The 14,147-nt window shown below is 71.3% G+C and carries 13 protein-coding genes; 11 read left to right on the top strand and 2 right to left on the bottom strand.

The annotated features are described in order from the left end of the window. Window position 1: 1 nt before the first annotated feature. Window positions 2-700 carry a hypothetical protein gene (locus tag C1A38_RS01805; RefSeq protein WP_102656087.1) on the bottom strand — a complete coding sequence of 233 codons (699 nt, stop codon included), beginning with the start codon at window positions 698-700 and terminating at the stop codon, window positions 2-4. Between the two features lie 260 nt (window positions 701-960). Here C1A38_RS01805 and C1A38_RS01800 point away from each other — a divergent pair, with 260 nt between their 5' ends. The 4 genes from C1A38_RS01800 to C1A38_RS01785 all read left to right on the top strand — a co-directional run bounded on the left by C1A38_RS01800 (window position 961) and on the right by C1A38_RS01785 (window position 4,834). Beyond that, window positions 961-1,692, top strand: a complete 732-nt coding sequence (locus C1A38_RS01800; RefSeq protein ID WP_102656086.1) for an SDR family oxidoreductase — start codon at window positions 961-963, stop codon at window positions 1,690-1,692. Window positions 1,693-1,848: 156 nt separating this feature from the next. Next, a complete protein-coding gene (locus C1A38_RS01795) occupies window positions 1,849-2,628 on the top strand; it encodes a maleate cis-trans isomerase family protein (RefSeq protein WP_102656085.1) in 780 nt (259 codons plus the stop codon). 2 nt (window positions 2,629-2,630) lie between these two features. Further along, on the top strand, window positions 2,631-3,830 hold the full coding sequence (locus C1A38_RS01790; RefSeq protein WP_146017404.1) for an FAD-dependent oxidoreductase: 1,200 nt from the start codon (window positions 2,631-2,633) through the stop codon (window positions 3,828-3,830). Window positions 3,831-3,922: 92 nt separating this feature from the next. Further along, complete coding sequence (locus C1A38_RS01785) at window positions 3,923-4,834, top strand: IclR family transcriptional regulator (protein WP_233196558.1); 912 nt, start codon at window positions 3,923-3,925, stop codon at window positions 4,832-4,834. On the opposite strand, the gene C1A38_RS01780 is transcribed toward C1A38_RS01785, so the two are convergent. Beyond that, entirely contained in the window at window positions 4,765-5,385 is a 621-nt protein-coding gene (locus tag C1A38_RS01780; RefSeq protein WP_102656082.1) for a cysteine hydrolase family protein, read from the bottom strand. The genes C1A38_RS01785 and C1A38_RS01780 overlap by 70 nt on opposite strands. 173 nt (window positions 5,386-5,558) lie before the next feature. On the opposite strand from C1A38_RS01780, the gene C1A38_RS01775 reads away from it, so the two are divergent. The 7 genes from C1A38_RS01775 to C1A38_RS01745 all read left to right on the top strand — a co-directional run bounded on the left by C1A38_RS01775 (window position 5,559) and on the right by C1A38_RS01745 (window position 14,144). Beyond that, window positions 5,559-6,353, top strand: coding sequence for an ABC transporter ATP-binding protein (locus C1A38_RS01775; protein WP_013733879.1), 795 nt, complete (start codon window positions 5,559-5,561; stop codon window positions 6,351-6,353). Between the two features lie 21 nt (window positions 6,354-6,374). Continuing rightward, complete coding sequence (locus C1A38_RS01770) at window positions 6,375-7,247, top strand: ABC transporter permease (RefSeq protein ID WP_102656154.1); 873 nt, start codon at window positions 6,375-6,377, stop codon at window positions 7,245-7,247. A 129-nt stretch (window positions 7,248-7,376) separates the two neighbouring features. After that, a complete protein-coding gene (locus tag C1A38_RS01765; RefSeq protein WP_102656081.1) occupies window positions 7,377-8,450 on the top strand; it encodes an ABC transporter substrate-binding protein in 1,074 nt (357 codons plus the stop codon). After that, window positions 8,447-10,183 (top strand): thiamine pyrophosphate-dependent enzyme, encoded by a 1,737-nt coding sequence (locus C1A38_RS01760; protein WP_102656080.1) that lies wholly within the window; start codon window positions 8,447-8,449, stop codon window positions 10,181-10,183. Before C1A38_RS01765 ends, C1A38_RS01760 begins: the two co-directional genes overlap by 4 nt. Beyond that, window positions 10,176-11,600: an aldehyde dehydrogenase family protein gene (locus C1A38_RS01755; RefSeq protein ID WP_102656079.1), complete on the top strand. Its 1,425-nt coding sequence runs from the start codon at window positions 10,176-10,178 to the stop codon at window positions 11,598-11,600. The genes C1A38_RS01760 and C1A38_RS01755 overlap by 8 nt, the downstream gene beginning before the upstream one ends. Then, entirely contained in the window at window positions 11,587-12,852 is a 1,266-nt protein-coding gene (locus tag C1A38_RS01750) for an MFS transporter (RefSeq protein WP_158244825.1), read from the top strand. Before C1A38_RS01755 ends, C1A38_RS01750 begins: the two co-directional genes overlap by 14 nt. 92 nt (window positions 12,853-12,944) lie before the next feature. Beyond that, window positions 12,945-14,144 (top strand): CaiB/BaiF CoA transferase family protein, encoded by a 1,200-nt coding sequence (locus C1A38_RS01745; protein ID WP_102656077.1) that lies wholly within the window; start codon window positions 12,945-12,947, stop codon window positions 14,142-14,144. Window positions 14,145-14,147 lie beyond the last annotated feature (3 nt).

Below are 14,147 nucleotides of genomic sequence, written 5' to 3'. Positions count from 1 at the left end.
GTCAGCTGGCCTCGCGCAACTCCGCCAGCCGGGCCTCGATCTCGGCCAGCTCGGCCCGCAGCTTCTCCGCCTGCCGTTCGGCCTCGGCGCGTTCCGCCGCCAGGATCTGCTCCACCGCCTCGTGCACCCCCGGCACGTCCACCAGGGCCACCATCCGCAGCGCCTCCGCCGGCTTCACCACGTACGGCTTCGCCAACGCCTTCGCGCCCTGCTGGGCGGCCACCGTCCACTCGCCCTCGGCGTACGCCAACGTCACCGTCAACCCTGCCGGGCCCTTCGGCTTCGCCGCCTTCACCGCCCGCCGGGCCGGCTTCGCCTCCGCTGCCTCCACCTTCGACTCCTCCCGCACCTTCGGCTCCTCCCGACGCGGCTGCGGCACCTGGTCCAACACGAACTCCGGCTCCGCGGCCACCGGCTCGGCCGGGGCAGCCTCCACCTTCGACTCGGCCGGTCGGCGACCCGCACCTCGCGGCGCCATCGCCACATCTGCGGGGGAGAAGGGCAACTCGTCGCGCCCGAAGCGCACCACCACGAACTCGTCGGACACCGACGGATCGGTCAACTCGACGACCTGACCCAACTGCCCGGCGATCTGACCCGCCGCCGCCGTGAACACCACCTTCGGCTTACGGCCCGCGGCCAGCGCCTCCCGGATGCCACGAACCTCGTCATCGGACAAACCCTGGTCAGCGGCACCCATCACACGACCTCTCCCTCGTACACGTGTTCAATCGCCTGCCTTGATACCAGTCGCCGCCGACAACCCGAAGATCAGCCCCCACGCCCGGGCCGCACGCGTGGCCACCCGGCCGCCGGGTGCCGGGTGCCGGGTGCCGGGTGCCGGCATCGACTCACGAATCGGTGATGCACCCGGTCGTGTGCTGCGCCACATCACGCTGCCCACCGCATCGACCGTCACGGTAACGTCGCCGCCACCGGTCGGGACAGGGGAGACAGTCAATGACACCACCGGTCACCGTCATCACCGGCGGCAGCCGTGGCATCGGGGCCGCCACCGCCCGACGCCTCGCCGCCGCCGGCCACCATCTCGCCCTCGGCTACCGCCGCGACCACGCCACCGCCGAGGCCGTCGCCACCGAACTGCGCGCCACCGGCGTACGCGTCGTCGCCGTACCCGCCGACACCCGCGACCCCGACCAGGTCAGCGCCCTGTTCGACGCCGCCGCCGCGCTCGGCCCCGTCACCGGGCTGGTCAACAACGCCGGCATCACCAGCCCGATCGGCCCCTTCACCGACCTGCGCGTCGACGACCTGCGGGAGGTCGTCGACGTCAACCTCGTCGGCTACGTGCTCTGCGCCCAACAGGCCGCGCACCGGATGACCGATGGCGCGGCCATCGTCAACATCTCCTCCGTCGCCGCCACCCTCGGCAGCCCCGGGGAGTACGTGCACTACGCCGCCGTCAAGGCCGCCACCGACGCCCTGACCATTGGCCTGGCCAAGGAACTCGCACCCCGGGGCATCCGGGTCAACGCCGTCGCCCCCGGCATCATCCGCACCGACATCCACGCCCTGTCCGGCCAACCGGACCGGCCCGACCGCGCCGCCGCCCGCATTCCGCTGGGCCGCCCCGGCGAACCCGACGAGGTCGCCGCCGCCGTCGCCTGGCTGTTGAGCCCGGACGCCTCCTACACCACCGGCGCCGTCCTGCGCGTCGGTGGCGGCCTCTGACCCGGACCGGTTCAGCACGTCCTGCCTGGTCGCGCCGTGTCATCGGCCGCTACGGGAGCGGTCACGAACGGGTTGACCCGATCCCACCCCAGCCCCTATCGTTCCAGTACGTAGAACGGCGTACGGCTCAGTCGAACGATTTGGTAGGTGTGGGTGATGGAGAAAGCACTGGGCATCATCGTCCCACCGGCCAACCCGACGGTGGAGCCTGAGCTGCGCCGGCTGCTGCCGCTGCGCGTCCGCTACCACGTGGCGCGCCTGCCGGTCGTGGACGGCCCGCTGGCACAGCGGCTGGACCGGTACGCCGAACTGCTGCCCGAGACCGCCGCCACCCTGCACGGACTGGACCTGGCGGCCACCTACGTCGCCTGCACCGGCTGCTACTACCGGCCGGGGCACACCGACGCGCACCGCACCGACGACGCGGCGACGCAGCGACTCGGCGCGCCGGTGTTCGGTGCCGCGAGCGCGGTACGGCAGCTGCTCGACCGACTCGGCGTACGCTCGCTGACCCTGGTCTCGCCGTACCCGGACTGGCTCACCGAACAGGCGGCGGCGTTCTGGCGCACCACCGGCCGTACGGTCGGTGCGCCGGTGCGGGTGCCCGGCACGGGCGCCATCTACGACCTGACCTCGACCACCGTGCGCGACACCGTCCGGCAGGTGCTGCAGGCCGACGGGTTCCCGCCCGGGCATGCGGTGCTGTTGACCGGCACCGGCGCGCCCAGCCTGGACGTGCTCGACGAGGTCCTGCCGACCGCGCCCGTGCCGGTGCTCTCGTCGAACCTGGCCGGCGCCTGGCAGCTGCTGGAGACCGCCGGCGCGACCGACCTGGCGGGCGAGTCGCCGAGCCCGGCGCTGCGGCAGTTGGCCGCGCTCGTGGCGCACACCTCGATGACCGGAGTCGTCGGCGACATCGCCGGCGGGAAGGAGTGAACGTGGCGTCACCCAGCCACCCCGTACAAGCACCTGTCGTCGTCCTCGGCGGCGGACCCGTCGGCATGGTGACGGCTCTGGCCCTGGCCCGACGCGACATCCCGGTGATCGTCCTGGAACGCGGTCAGGACGAGGTGCAGTCGGAGTGGCGGGGCTCGACCGTCCACCCGCCGACCACCGAGCTGCTCGACGAGCTGGATCTGGCCGCGCCGATGCTCGCCGAAGCGGTCCGGGTGCACCGGCTGGACTACCGCGACCTGGAGCTGACCGAGACGGCCCGCTTTCCCTACGAACTGCTGGAAGGCGAGACCCGTTACCCGTTCCGTCTGCAGTTCGAGCAGTACAAGCTGGTCCGGCTGCTGCGCCAGGCCGTCGCGCAGGACCCGAACGTGGACATCCGGTTCGGACACGAGGTGGTCGGGCTGCGCCAGGACGACACCCAGGTCACCCTGGACGTCGCCATGGACGGCACCCGCACCGCGGTGACCTGCCGTTGGGTGGTTGCCGCCGACGGCGCGCACAGCACCGCCCGCAAGCTGCTGGAGGTGCCGTTCCCCGGCTTCACGTACCCGACGATGAGTCTGGTCGTGGCCACCCCGTTCCGGTTCGAGGACGCGGTGCCCGACCTCGGCGCGGTCGGCTACTGGTCCGGCCCCCGGGGCCGCTTCTCGCTGATCCGGACCCCGGACATCTGGCGGGCGGCGCTGTCGACCGGGACCGGGGTCGACGACGAGCCGCCGTCGGGCACCCACCCGGACTTCCTGGCCGCCGTCGCGCTGCTGCTGGGTGATCGGCCGGACGCCGGTGAGCTGCCGCTGAGCCAGCACCAGATGTACCGCAGCCATCAGCGGCTGGCGGCCTCCTTCCGGATCGGTCGGGTGCTGCTGGCCGGCGACGCCGCCCACCTGAGCAGCACCACCGGCGGGATGGGACTGAACTCCGGGATCCACGACGCGGTGGCGGTCGCCGCCGCCCTGGCCGAACCCGACCAGGACGCGGCCACCGCGGCGTACGCGCAACGCCGCCGGTCGATCGCCGAGCAGTTCGTCCAGCCGACCACGACGGAGAACCGCACCTCGGCCGACGGCGTCGAACTGGCCGGCCGCCGCGAACGGTTGATCCGCCTGCGGACGCTCGCCGAAAATCCCAAGGACGCCAAAGAGTATCTACGTCGTGTCAGTATGCTCGGCATCCAGCACTAGACGCCGGGCGCTCGCGGCGGCCCGGACGGGCCGCCGCCGTCGTACGGCAGGTGTCAGCACAGTCAGGGCCGAATGGGGGATCAGCGGTGCCGGTGATTGAACCAGCGGACGGTCACCGCTACACGACAAGCGGCCTCGGTCGCGCGTTGGCCGTGATCGACCTGCTCGCCGAACGCAGCCCGGACATGGTCGGAGTGTCCACTGTCGCGCGTGAGCTGGATCTGCCGAAGGCGGTGGCCCACCGCATCCTCAAGGAACTGACCGCCAACCAGTTCGTCACCTTCGACGAAGGCACCCGGCGGTACCGGTTGGGGGCCGGTGCCCTGGCGGTCGGTCTGGCCGCGCTGCGCGCCATCGACGTCCAGGCCGTCACCAACCGCCACATGCGCCGGTTGACGGAGGCCACCGGGGAGACCGCGACCCTGTCGATGCGGCAGGGCTGGGTACGGGTCTACACCGACCAGGTGCTCTCGCCGCACGAGATCCGGATGTCGGTCACGCTCGGTTCCCGACATTCGTTGCTCGCCGGGTCGTCGTCCAAGGCGATCCTGGCGGCGCTGCCCGACGCCGAGGTGGCCGAGTATCTCGCCGACCACGAGTTGGTGGCGCTCACGCCGGCCACCATCACCTCGGTGGAGCAACTCTGGGCCGACCTGCGGCAGGTCCGTGAGCAGGGCTACGCGGTCAGCCAGGGTGAGCGGCAGGCCGGTGCGGCGAGCGTGGCGGCGGCGATCCGCCTCGCCTCGGGTGAGGTCTACGGTTCGTTGTCGCTGTGCGGGCCCCAGAACCGCTTCTCGCCGCGCCTGCTGGCCGAGTACGGCGACCTGGTGGCCGATGCGGCCCGCCAGGTCAGCGCGGAGCTGGGCTACCAGCCGGCCGCCGCCGGTGCCCCGGCGGAGCCGGAGCAGGGCGACCGCAGGCGCGTGACGCGCCGTCAGGCGGCAAGGCCCGCCGCGGACCAGTCCGAGAGCAGCTCGGCCGAGGTCGTGGTCTCGCAGAAGTAGAACCCGAGGTTGCGGATCGCCGCCTCGGCGAGGTCCGCGCGGGTCCAGCCGACCAGGTCGGTCGGCATCGTGGTGGCCAGGTCGGCCATGTACGCGTCCCGGATGGTGGAGTCCACGCAGACGTTGGCTGCCGTCCCGACCACCACCACGTGGTCGCGTCCGTTCGCGCGCAGCAGGTTGTGCAGGGGTGTGCCGACGAAGGCGCTGTAGCGGGTCTTCTCCAGGTGACAGTCGCCCGGCTCGGGCCGCAGCCCGTCGGCGAGTTCGGCACCCCAGGAGCCCGCGGCGCAGACGCTGAGCGGGCTGCGTCCCATCGCCTCGGCCCGCGCCCGCCGGGCCGGTGAGACGAGCTGTTCGTGGGCGGCCTGCCGCACCCAGACGACCAGGCAGCCGGCGTCGCGTGCGCGGTCAAGGAAATTCGGCAGCCGACCGGCCAGAGTGGCGTTGACCTGCACGTCGGCGCCGAGGGCCGCCATCGCGCCGGCGGGGGAGCAGAAGTCGTTCTGCATGTCGATGACCAGCACCGCAGTGCGTTGCGCCGGATGTTTCATGGCATTAACTCCCGACTTGGGGGATTGGTATGGAACCAGTGGCGCCGAGTCAGGCCCCCCGGACCATTGACCTTGCCGCCGAACATAGCTTACGTTCGCACCAACAGAACGGCGTACTGCACAAGCGAACAATCTCGCGATAATCGCGAGCCCGGCGGGCGACAGGGGTGGCCATGAGTGCGATCAAAGTGGAGGGCGTCAGCAAGGTTTTCGCCGGCGCTGGCGGGCAGTCGATGCTCGCGCTGAGCGACGTCTCGCTCGACATCGCCGACGGCGAGTTCGTCGTGCTGCTCGGCCCCTCCGGCTGCGGCAAGACCACCCTGCTACGGATCATCGGTCAGTTGGAGAGCCCCACCGTCGGGCGGGTCCGCCTCGACCACGGCGACCGACCGGAGCGCGCCGACCGGCCGCTGGGCTTCGTCTTCCAGGAGGCGACGCTGATGCCGTGGCGCACGACCGGCGCCAACGTCGCCCTGCCGCTGGAGATGGCCGGCATGGGTCGGCGGGAGCGCACCGAGAAGGTCCGCGAGATGCTGACCCTCGTCGGGCTGCCCGAGGCGGAGAACAAGCTCCCGCACCAACTCTCCGGCGGCATGCGGCAGCGGGTCTCCATCGCCCGTGCGCTCGCGCACGACCCGCAGGTGTTGCTGATGGACGAACCCTTCGGCGCCCTGGACGCGCAGACCCGCGACATGATGAACGTGGAGTTGCAGCGCATCTGGCTGGAGAACCGCAAGACGGTCGTCTTCGTGACCCACTCCGTCTCCGAGGCGGTGTTCCTGGCCGACCGGATCGTGATGCTGGGGACCAAGCCCGGCCACATCCACTCCATCACCGAGGTGACGCTGCCCCGGCCGCGGACCATCGACATGACCGAGTCCGCCGAGTTCCGCCACCTCACCGCCGAACTGCGTCGTCAGATCGGCGAGGTGCAGGACACCGAAGCCCGACCCGCCGTCTCGGCCTGACCCGTACTCGAGGTGTCGCACGTGACCACTACAGACCAGCGCCCCTCGGCGCCGACATCGCCCTCCGGACAGCTCCTGCGGCCCCCGCCACCGACCTGGTCGCAGCGACTGCGCAACAACCGCTGGCTGTCCTTCTACACCAGCCCACTGCTGATCGCGTTGTTCCTGCTGGCCTGGAAGCTCTACGTCGAGATCACGGACCTGTCCCGGTTCGTGCTGCCGCCACCGGAGGCGGTGTTCAGCTCGTTCATCGAGCAGATCACCGACCCGTTCGTGTGGCAGACCCACATCTGGACGACCTTCTACGAGGTCATGATGGGCCTGGCGCTGGCGATCGTGCTGGGCGTCGGACTCGGCCTGCTGATCGGCAAGTCACCGCTGTTCGACCGGATCGCCCGGCCGTTCATCGTCGGCACCCAGGTGGTGCCGAAGGTCGCGCTGGTGCCGCTGTTCATCCTCTGGCTCGGCTTCGGTCCGTCGTCCAAGGTGGTCATGGCGGCCCTGCTGGCCTTCTTCCCGCTGCTGATCAACACCTCGTTCGGCATCCGCTCGGTGCCCGGCTCCATGCACGACCTGATGACGACGTTGAAGGCGTCGCGCTGGGAGCGGTTCTGGCGCGCCGACCTGCCGTACACGATGCCCTTCATCCTGGCCGGCATGGAACTGGCGGTCGTGCAGGCCACCATCGGCGCGATCGTCGGTGAGTACCTCGGCGGCGACAAGGGTCTCGGCCGGTACGCGGTCAACCTGCAGAACGGCCTCCAGGTCGACAAGCTGTTCGGCGCGATCCTGATCATGGCGTTGTTCGGCTTCACCCTCTACAGCATCGTCACCGGCGCCCGTCGCCTGCTGATTCCCTGGCACGAGTCGGTGCAGCCGCGACGCACGCCCTGACGGGCCGTACCCTCTCTCACCCCCACGCAGATCCACGGTCGGCGCCGCGACGCGGCGCGGGCGGACCTCTCCTTGCCTTCATCCCCCTCACCCCCCAACCAGCAACTTCCTCGGCACCGGGAGCTTCTCGTGAAAAATGACCGTTCCATCGGCGCGCCGGTCTCGCGGCGCTCGTTCCTCCGGCTCGGCGCCACCGCAGGGCTGCTGCTGCCCAGCGCCGGCGGCATGACCCTGCTGCTCAGCGGCTGCGGCAGCGACGACAACAAGGTCAACGCCGACGGCAGCATCTCCGGCACGTACATGGCCGCGTCCAGCCTGACGCTGAGCTACGTGGAGACCATGGTCGCCAAGGAGCGCGGCTACTTCGCCGAGTACGGCCTGGATATGGAGATCAAGGGTGGCCAGGGCACCGCCACCGCCATCCAGGCGGTGCTCGGTGGCTCGGCCGACCTGACCCGGGCCAACGGCATCAACGCGGTCATCGCGGTGGCCAACGAGCAGGCCCCGCTGGTCAGCATCGCCAGCCTGCGGCAGAAGTCGCAGTTCGAGGTCGTCTCCATGCCCGACAAGGCGATCCGCAACCCGGCCCAGCTGGCCGGGCGCACCTGCGGCATCGTCTCCACCGGTGGCGCCACCGAGAACCTGCTCGACGTCATGCTGATCAACGCCGGCGTCGACCCGAAGACGGTGAAGCGTCCGGTCACCGGTGTCGGCACCGCCGCGTACGAGCTGGCCCGCAAGGGCGAGGTCGACGCCTGGATCTGCGTCAACACCGACCGCGCCACCATCCAGAAGGACATCGGCGAGGTCGTCTTCTTCAGCACCGACGACTTCGCCCCGATGCCGTCGGACTCGTACAACACCAGCCTCAAGATGATCGAGTCGGACAGCGAGATGCCGGTGAAGTTCCTCGCCGGTGTGCTCAAGGCCATCGAGTACGCCAGCAAGGAAGAGAACTGGGACCAGGTCATCGAAGACCTGCGCAAGTACAACCCGGAGGCCAACCCGGCCCAGGCCCGCGCCGAGCTGCCGCTGCTGGTGGAGAGCTGGCTGGCCGCCGGCCCGGACAAGGTCCTGCAGATGAACGAGCAGACCTGGCTGTCCGGCCAGGAGAGCCTGATCAAGGCCGGCCTGGTCAAGTCCGCGGCACCGATCGAGAAGCTGATCTACAAGGACTACCTCGATCGCGCGAGGAACCTGTGACCAGCGGCCCGGCCGCTGCCAGCGCCGCGGCGGCGGTGCTGGCAGCGGCGGCGGCCAGCGGCGTGCAGCGGCTGTGGTTCAACAGCGGTTCCGAGCTGACGTCGTTCCAGGAAGCCAACGCGCAGGCCCGCTACCACGGCCGGCCGACCCCGGAACTCATCACCTGCCCGCACGAGCACGTGGCGCTCACCGCCGCGATGGGCGAAACCATGGTCACCGGGCGACCCGCCATGACCGCGGCCCACGCCGACCTCGGTCTGCTGCACCACGGCGGCGCCATCCACAACGCGATGTGGGGCGACCACCCCATCATGATCATGTCGGGTTATCCGCCCACCCGCGCCGAGGCACGCACCTCACCGGTGTTCTGGAAGCAGCAGCGCTGGGACCAGGGCTCGATCGTCCGGCAGTACGTCAAGTGGGACTACAAGCTGTCCGCCCTCGACGACGCCGGCCTGGTGGTGGCGCGCGGCCTGCAGGTCGCGCTCGCCCCCCGACCCGGCCCCGTCTACCTGGCGATGCCCGAGGAGGTGGGCCGGCACCCGGTGCCGGCCGACGGCCCGACTCCCAGCGCCCAGAGGCTCGGCATTCCGCGGCTCGGCCCCGGCGACCCCGACGTGGTCAGCGAGGTGGCCCGCCGACTGACCACCGCCCGGCGGCCGGTCGTCGTCACCGACCGGGTCGGCGTGAACCCGCAGGCCGTCGCGCTGCTGGCCGACCTGGCCGACACCCTCGGTGTGCAGGTGCGCGCCTCCCGCTACCGGATGAACCTGCCGGACGACAACCCGTGGCACACCACCGATCCGCTGGACCAGTTCGACGTCATCGTCGTGCTGGACCATCCGGTGCCGTGGATGCCCGCCGTGGAACGGCCGCGCGACGACGCGTGGATCGGCTGGGTGGGACCCGACCCGATCGAGAGCCGGGTACCGCTCTACGAACTGCGTGCCGACGCCCGTACCACCGCCGATCCGGCGGCGTTCCTGGCCGCGGTGCTCGCCGAGGTGGGCTCGGCCGGTCCGGGTGACGCCGACAGCATCCGGCGACGCCGGCAACACCCGCCCGCTGCCAGGGCGCGGCGGGCGACCGACGGCGGGGCGGCGGCGAGCGGCGTACCCACTCCGGCTCTGATCGCCGCGGCGCTGGACCGGCATCTGCGCCCCGACGACCTGCTGACCTGGGAGGTGTTCGACACCGCCACGGTCAGCCGGACGAAGCCGGGCACCCTGTTCGAGAAGGGCGGGTCCAGCCTCGGCTGGTCGGTGGCGGCGGCGACCGGCGCCAGCATCGCCGCCGGCGGCGCGCACGCGGTGGCGGTGACCGGGGACGGCTCGTACCTGTTCGGCTCCCCGGACTCGTGCCTGTGGTTGCAGCAGCAGTGCGACGCCCCGGTGGTCACCGTGGTGGTCAACAACGGCGGCTACCGCACCGGCACGACCACGCTTGCCGCGCACTACCCGGGCGGTCTGGCGGTCACCGAACCCACCGTGCTCGGCGGCCACCTCACCCCGTCGCCGGACTTCGCGGCCCACGCCCGATCCCAGGGCTGCTACGGCGAACGGGTGGTCGCCGCGGCCGACCTGGCCGCCGCCCTGGACCGGGCCCGCACCGCCGTCGAGCGTGACCGGGTGCCGGCCGTGCTGGACGTCTGGGTGCCCGAACACCTCACCGGGTCGATGGATCCGGGACGCCGGGCGCGCACCCCGGCTGACGAAGGGAACACCGATGGTTGATGTCGTCTCGCCCATCGACGCGCAGGTCCTGGCCCGCGTCGCACCGACCGCGCCGGCCGACGTGGACGCCGCCGTCCGGGCAGCCCGCGCCGCCCAGCCGGCCTGGGCCCGGCGTACCGGCAGTGAGCGGGCGCGGGTTCTGCACGCGATCGCCGACCTCATCGAGGCCCAGGTCGACGACCTGGCCGAGACCGAGACCCGCAACACCGGCAAGATCCTCAGCGACACCCGGCGTGAGGTACGTCGGGCGGCCGGCAGCTTCCGCTACTACGCGGGCTGGGCGGAGCAGGTACGCGGGGAGACCATCCCGGTCGGGCCCGAGTACCACACGTACACGGTGCCGGAGCCGCACGGTGTGGTCGCCGGGGTCATCCCGTGGAACGTGCCGTTCTTCTTCGCCGCCAAGAAGATCGCCCCGGCGCTCGCCTTCGGCAACGCCTGTCTGCTCAAGCCGGCCGAGGAGACGCCGTTGACCGCCCTGCGGTTGGGTGAGCTGCTGGCCGAGGCGGGCATTCCGCAGGGGTTGGTGCAGGTGCTGCCGGGCGGCCGGGAGACCGGTGCGACACTGGTGTCGCATCCGGGCGTCGACCTGATCGTGTTCACCGGGCACCACGACACCGGAAAGGCGATCGCCCGCGCGGCGGCGGAGAACCTGACCCCGATCGCGTTGGAGTTGGGCGGCAAGTCGCCGCAGGTCGTCTTCCCCGACGCCGACCTGGACCGGGCGGTCGACGCCGTGGTGCTGGGGGTATTCGCCTCCTGCGGTCAGATGTGCATCGCCGGTTCGCGGCTGGTGTTGCACGAGTCCATCTACGACGAGGTCCTCGACCGGGTGGCCGCGCGGGTGCGCACGTTGCAGGTGGGTGACCCGTTCGACGAGCGGACCGACCTCGGCCCGCAGATCACCGCGGCGCAGCGGGACAAGACGGCGGCGTTCATCGCCGAGACCCGCGGCGCCGGCCGGCTGGTCGCGCAGGCCGCGCTGCCCGACGACGAGCGGCTGCGGGACGGCTTCTACGTGCCGCCGACGGTGTTCGACCGGCTCGACGAGGGCGCCCGCGTGTTGCGCGAGGAGGTCTTCGGGCCGGTGCTGGCGGTGTCGTCGTTCCGCGACGACGCCGAGGCGCTGCGGCTGGCCGACGACACCCAGTTCGGTCTCGCCGCCGGTGTCTGGACCGCCGACATCGCCCGGGCGCACCGTTTCGCCGGGCAGGTACGCGCCGGCACGGTGTGGATCAACACGTACCGGGTGTTGTCGGACCTGGTGCCGTTCGGTGGGGTCGGCCTGTCCGGTTACGGCCGGGAGAACGGCACCGAGGCGGCCCGGCTCTACCTGCGCCCCAAGTCGGTGTGGACCTCGCTGGCCGGCGGTATCCCGCAGGGGTACGGAATGGGAGGCGCTGGTGCGTCAGGCTGACCGCCCGGCCGATGCACCGGCCGACGTGCCAGCCGACGACGAGGTGGGACGCGGCGGTCTCGCGTTGCTGCGGGACCGCCGCTTCGGTCCGTACTTCTTCGGGTCGCTGGCGTCCAACACCGGTACGTGGTTCCAGAACGTCGCGGCGATCCTGACCATCTTCGCGCTGACCCGTTCGGCGTTCATGGTGGGTCTGGTCACCGCCCTGCAGTTCGCCATGCAGTTGGTCCTCGCCCCGGTGATCGGGGCGGTGGCCGACCGGGCCGACCGGCGGCTGCTGATCATCGTGGGGCAGACGTTGGGCGGTACCGCCGCCGCCGTGCTCGCGGTGCTGGCGTTCCTGGACGCGTTGAACCCGTGGCTGCTGCTCACCTTCGTCGGACTGTCCGGGGTGGGTCAGGCGGTCACCGGTCCGGCCGCGCAGGCGCTGGTGCCCAACATCGTCGGCCGCGCCGACGTCGCCCAGGCGATCGCCCTGCACTCGTTGACCTTCAACCTGTCCCGCGCCATCGGCCCGGTCGCCGGTGCGGCCACCTACGCGGTCGCGGGCGCCGGTACCGCGTTCGCCGTCAACGCCGCCAGCTTCCTGGTGTTCGCGGTGGCGTTGGCCGGCGTACGGCTGCCCCGGCCCGCCGAGGGGGCCCGCCGCAGCGGCGGGCTCGGCGTCTTCGACGGCCTGGCCTATGTGCGTCGCCGTCCGGTGTTGCTGCGCTGCCTGGTGGCGGTGGCCCTGATCGGGCTGGCGATGGAACCGATCAACACGCTGTCGCCGCTGTTCGCCGAGGGTTTCGGCGGCGGTGAGCTGCTGGTGGGCATCTTCATCACCTTCTTCGGCATCGGTTCGGCGTTGATCGCCGGCTGGGTCGGCAAGCTGCGCCGCACGATGGGCAGTGGCCGTACGGGTGCGTGGGGGGTGCTCGCCCTGGGCGCCGGGATGGTGGTGCTGGCGGTCAGTCCCGGACCGGTGGTCGCCACCGTCGGCATCGCCGTCGGTGGCGCCGGTTACCTGCTCGCGGTCAGCGACGTCAACGCCACCATGCAGCAGGGCCTGGCCGACGCGGTACGCGGCCGGGTGATGGCCCTGTGGTCGATGTGTTTTCTCGGCATCCGGCCGGGTGCGGCGATGCTGCACGGCTGGCTGGGTGACACGTTCTCGGCACGTACCGGCGCGTTCGTGGCCGCCGTGTCTGCGCTGCTCGCGGCGGTGGTGCTGCGGGGCCGGTCGACCTGGCGTCGACCGGGCCAGGGGTGAGAGGCCGCGTTGACCCCGTACCTGATCGCGGACTATTCTGCTGAGCGAAACACCGTTCGCTTGAAGCGAACGAAATGGATAGGGGAGGCCCAGTGCACGACGGACCGCTGACCGGACTCCGCGTCATCGACGCCTCGACGATCCTGGCGGGCCCGCTGTGCTGCCAGATCCTCGGCGACTTCGGTGCCGACGTCATCAAGGTCGAACACCCCGTCGCCGGGGACAGCATGCGCGGCCACGGTCACGCCAAGAACGGCGTTCCGCTGTGGTGGAAGGAGATCTCCCGCAACAAGCGGACGATCGGCCTGAAGCTGTCCACTCCGGAAGGCGCCGACCTGCTGCGTCGCCTCGCCGCCACCGCCGACGTGCTGGTCGAGAACTTCCGCCCGGGCACCCTGGAACGGTGGGGGATCAGCCCGCAACAGCTCCAGGAGCTCAACCCCGGCCTGGTCGTCGTGCGCATCTCCGGCTTCGGCCAGAAGGGCCCCTACGCGCACCGGCCCGGTTTCGGCACCCTCGCCGAGGCGATGAGCGGCTTCGCCCACCTGACCGGCGAGGCCGACGGCCCACCCACCCTGCCGGCGTTCGGCCTGGCCGACAGCATCTGCGGCATCGCCGCCTCCTCGGCCACCATGGTGGCGCTGTGGGCCCGCACCCGCAACGGCGGCAAGGGCCAGGTCGTCGACCTCAGCCTCCTCGAACCGATCATGACGGCGGTCGGCCCCGGCCCCACCGTCTACGACCAGCTCGGTGTCATCGGCCACCGGCACGGCAACCGGTCCACCAACAACGCCCCCCGCAACACCTACCGCACCAGGGACGGCGACTGGGTCGCGGTGTCCACAAGCGCCCAGACCATCGCCGAACGGGTACTGCGGCTCGTCGGGCACCCCGAGGTCATCGACGAACCGTGGTTCGCCTCCGGACGTGAACGCGCCGCGCACGCCGACCTGCTCGACGACTACGTGGGCGGCTGGATCGCCGAACGCACCCGCGACGAGGTCATGCGCGCCTTCGAAGAGGCCGGCGCGGCCGTCGCACCCGTCTACACCGCCCGCGACATCGTCACCGACGAACACGTCCAGGCCGCCGAGATGGTGGTCAAGGTGCCCGACGCCGACCTCGGCGAGGTGCTGATGCACAACGTGATGTGGCGCATGTCGGAGAACCCGGGCCGGATCCGCTTCACCGGTCGCCCCCTCGGGGCCGACACCGACGACCTCCTCGTCAACGAACTCGGCTGCACCCCCGAGGCCGTCGCCGAGCTGCGCGCCCGGGAGATCGTGGCCTGACGG

Source organism: Verrucosispora sp. ts21, assembly GCF_002879555.1.
GTDB lineage: Bacteria > Actinomycetota > Actinomycetes > Mycobacteriales > Micromonosporaceae > Micromonospora > Micromonospora gifhornensis.
This window is presented reverse-complemented; position numbering and strand designations above follow the sequence as displayed.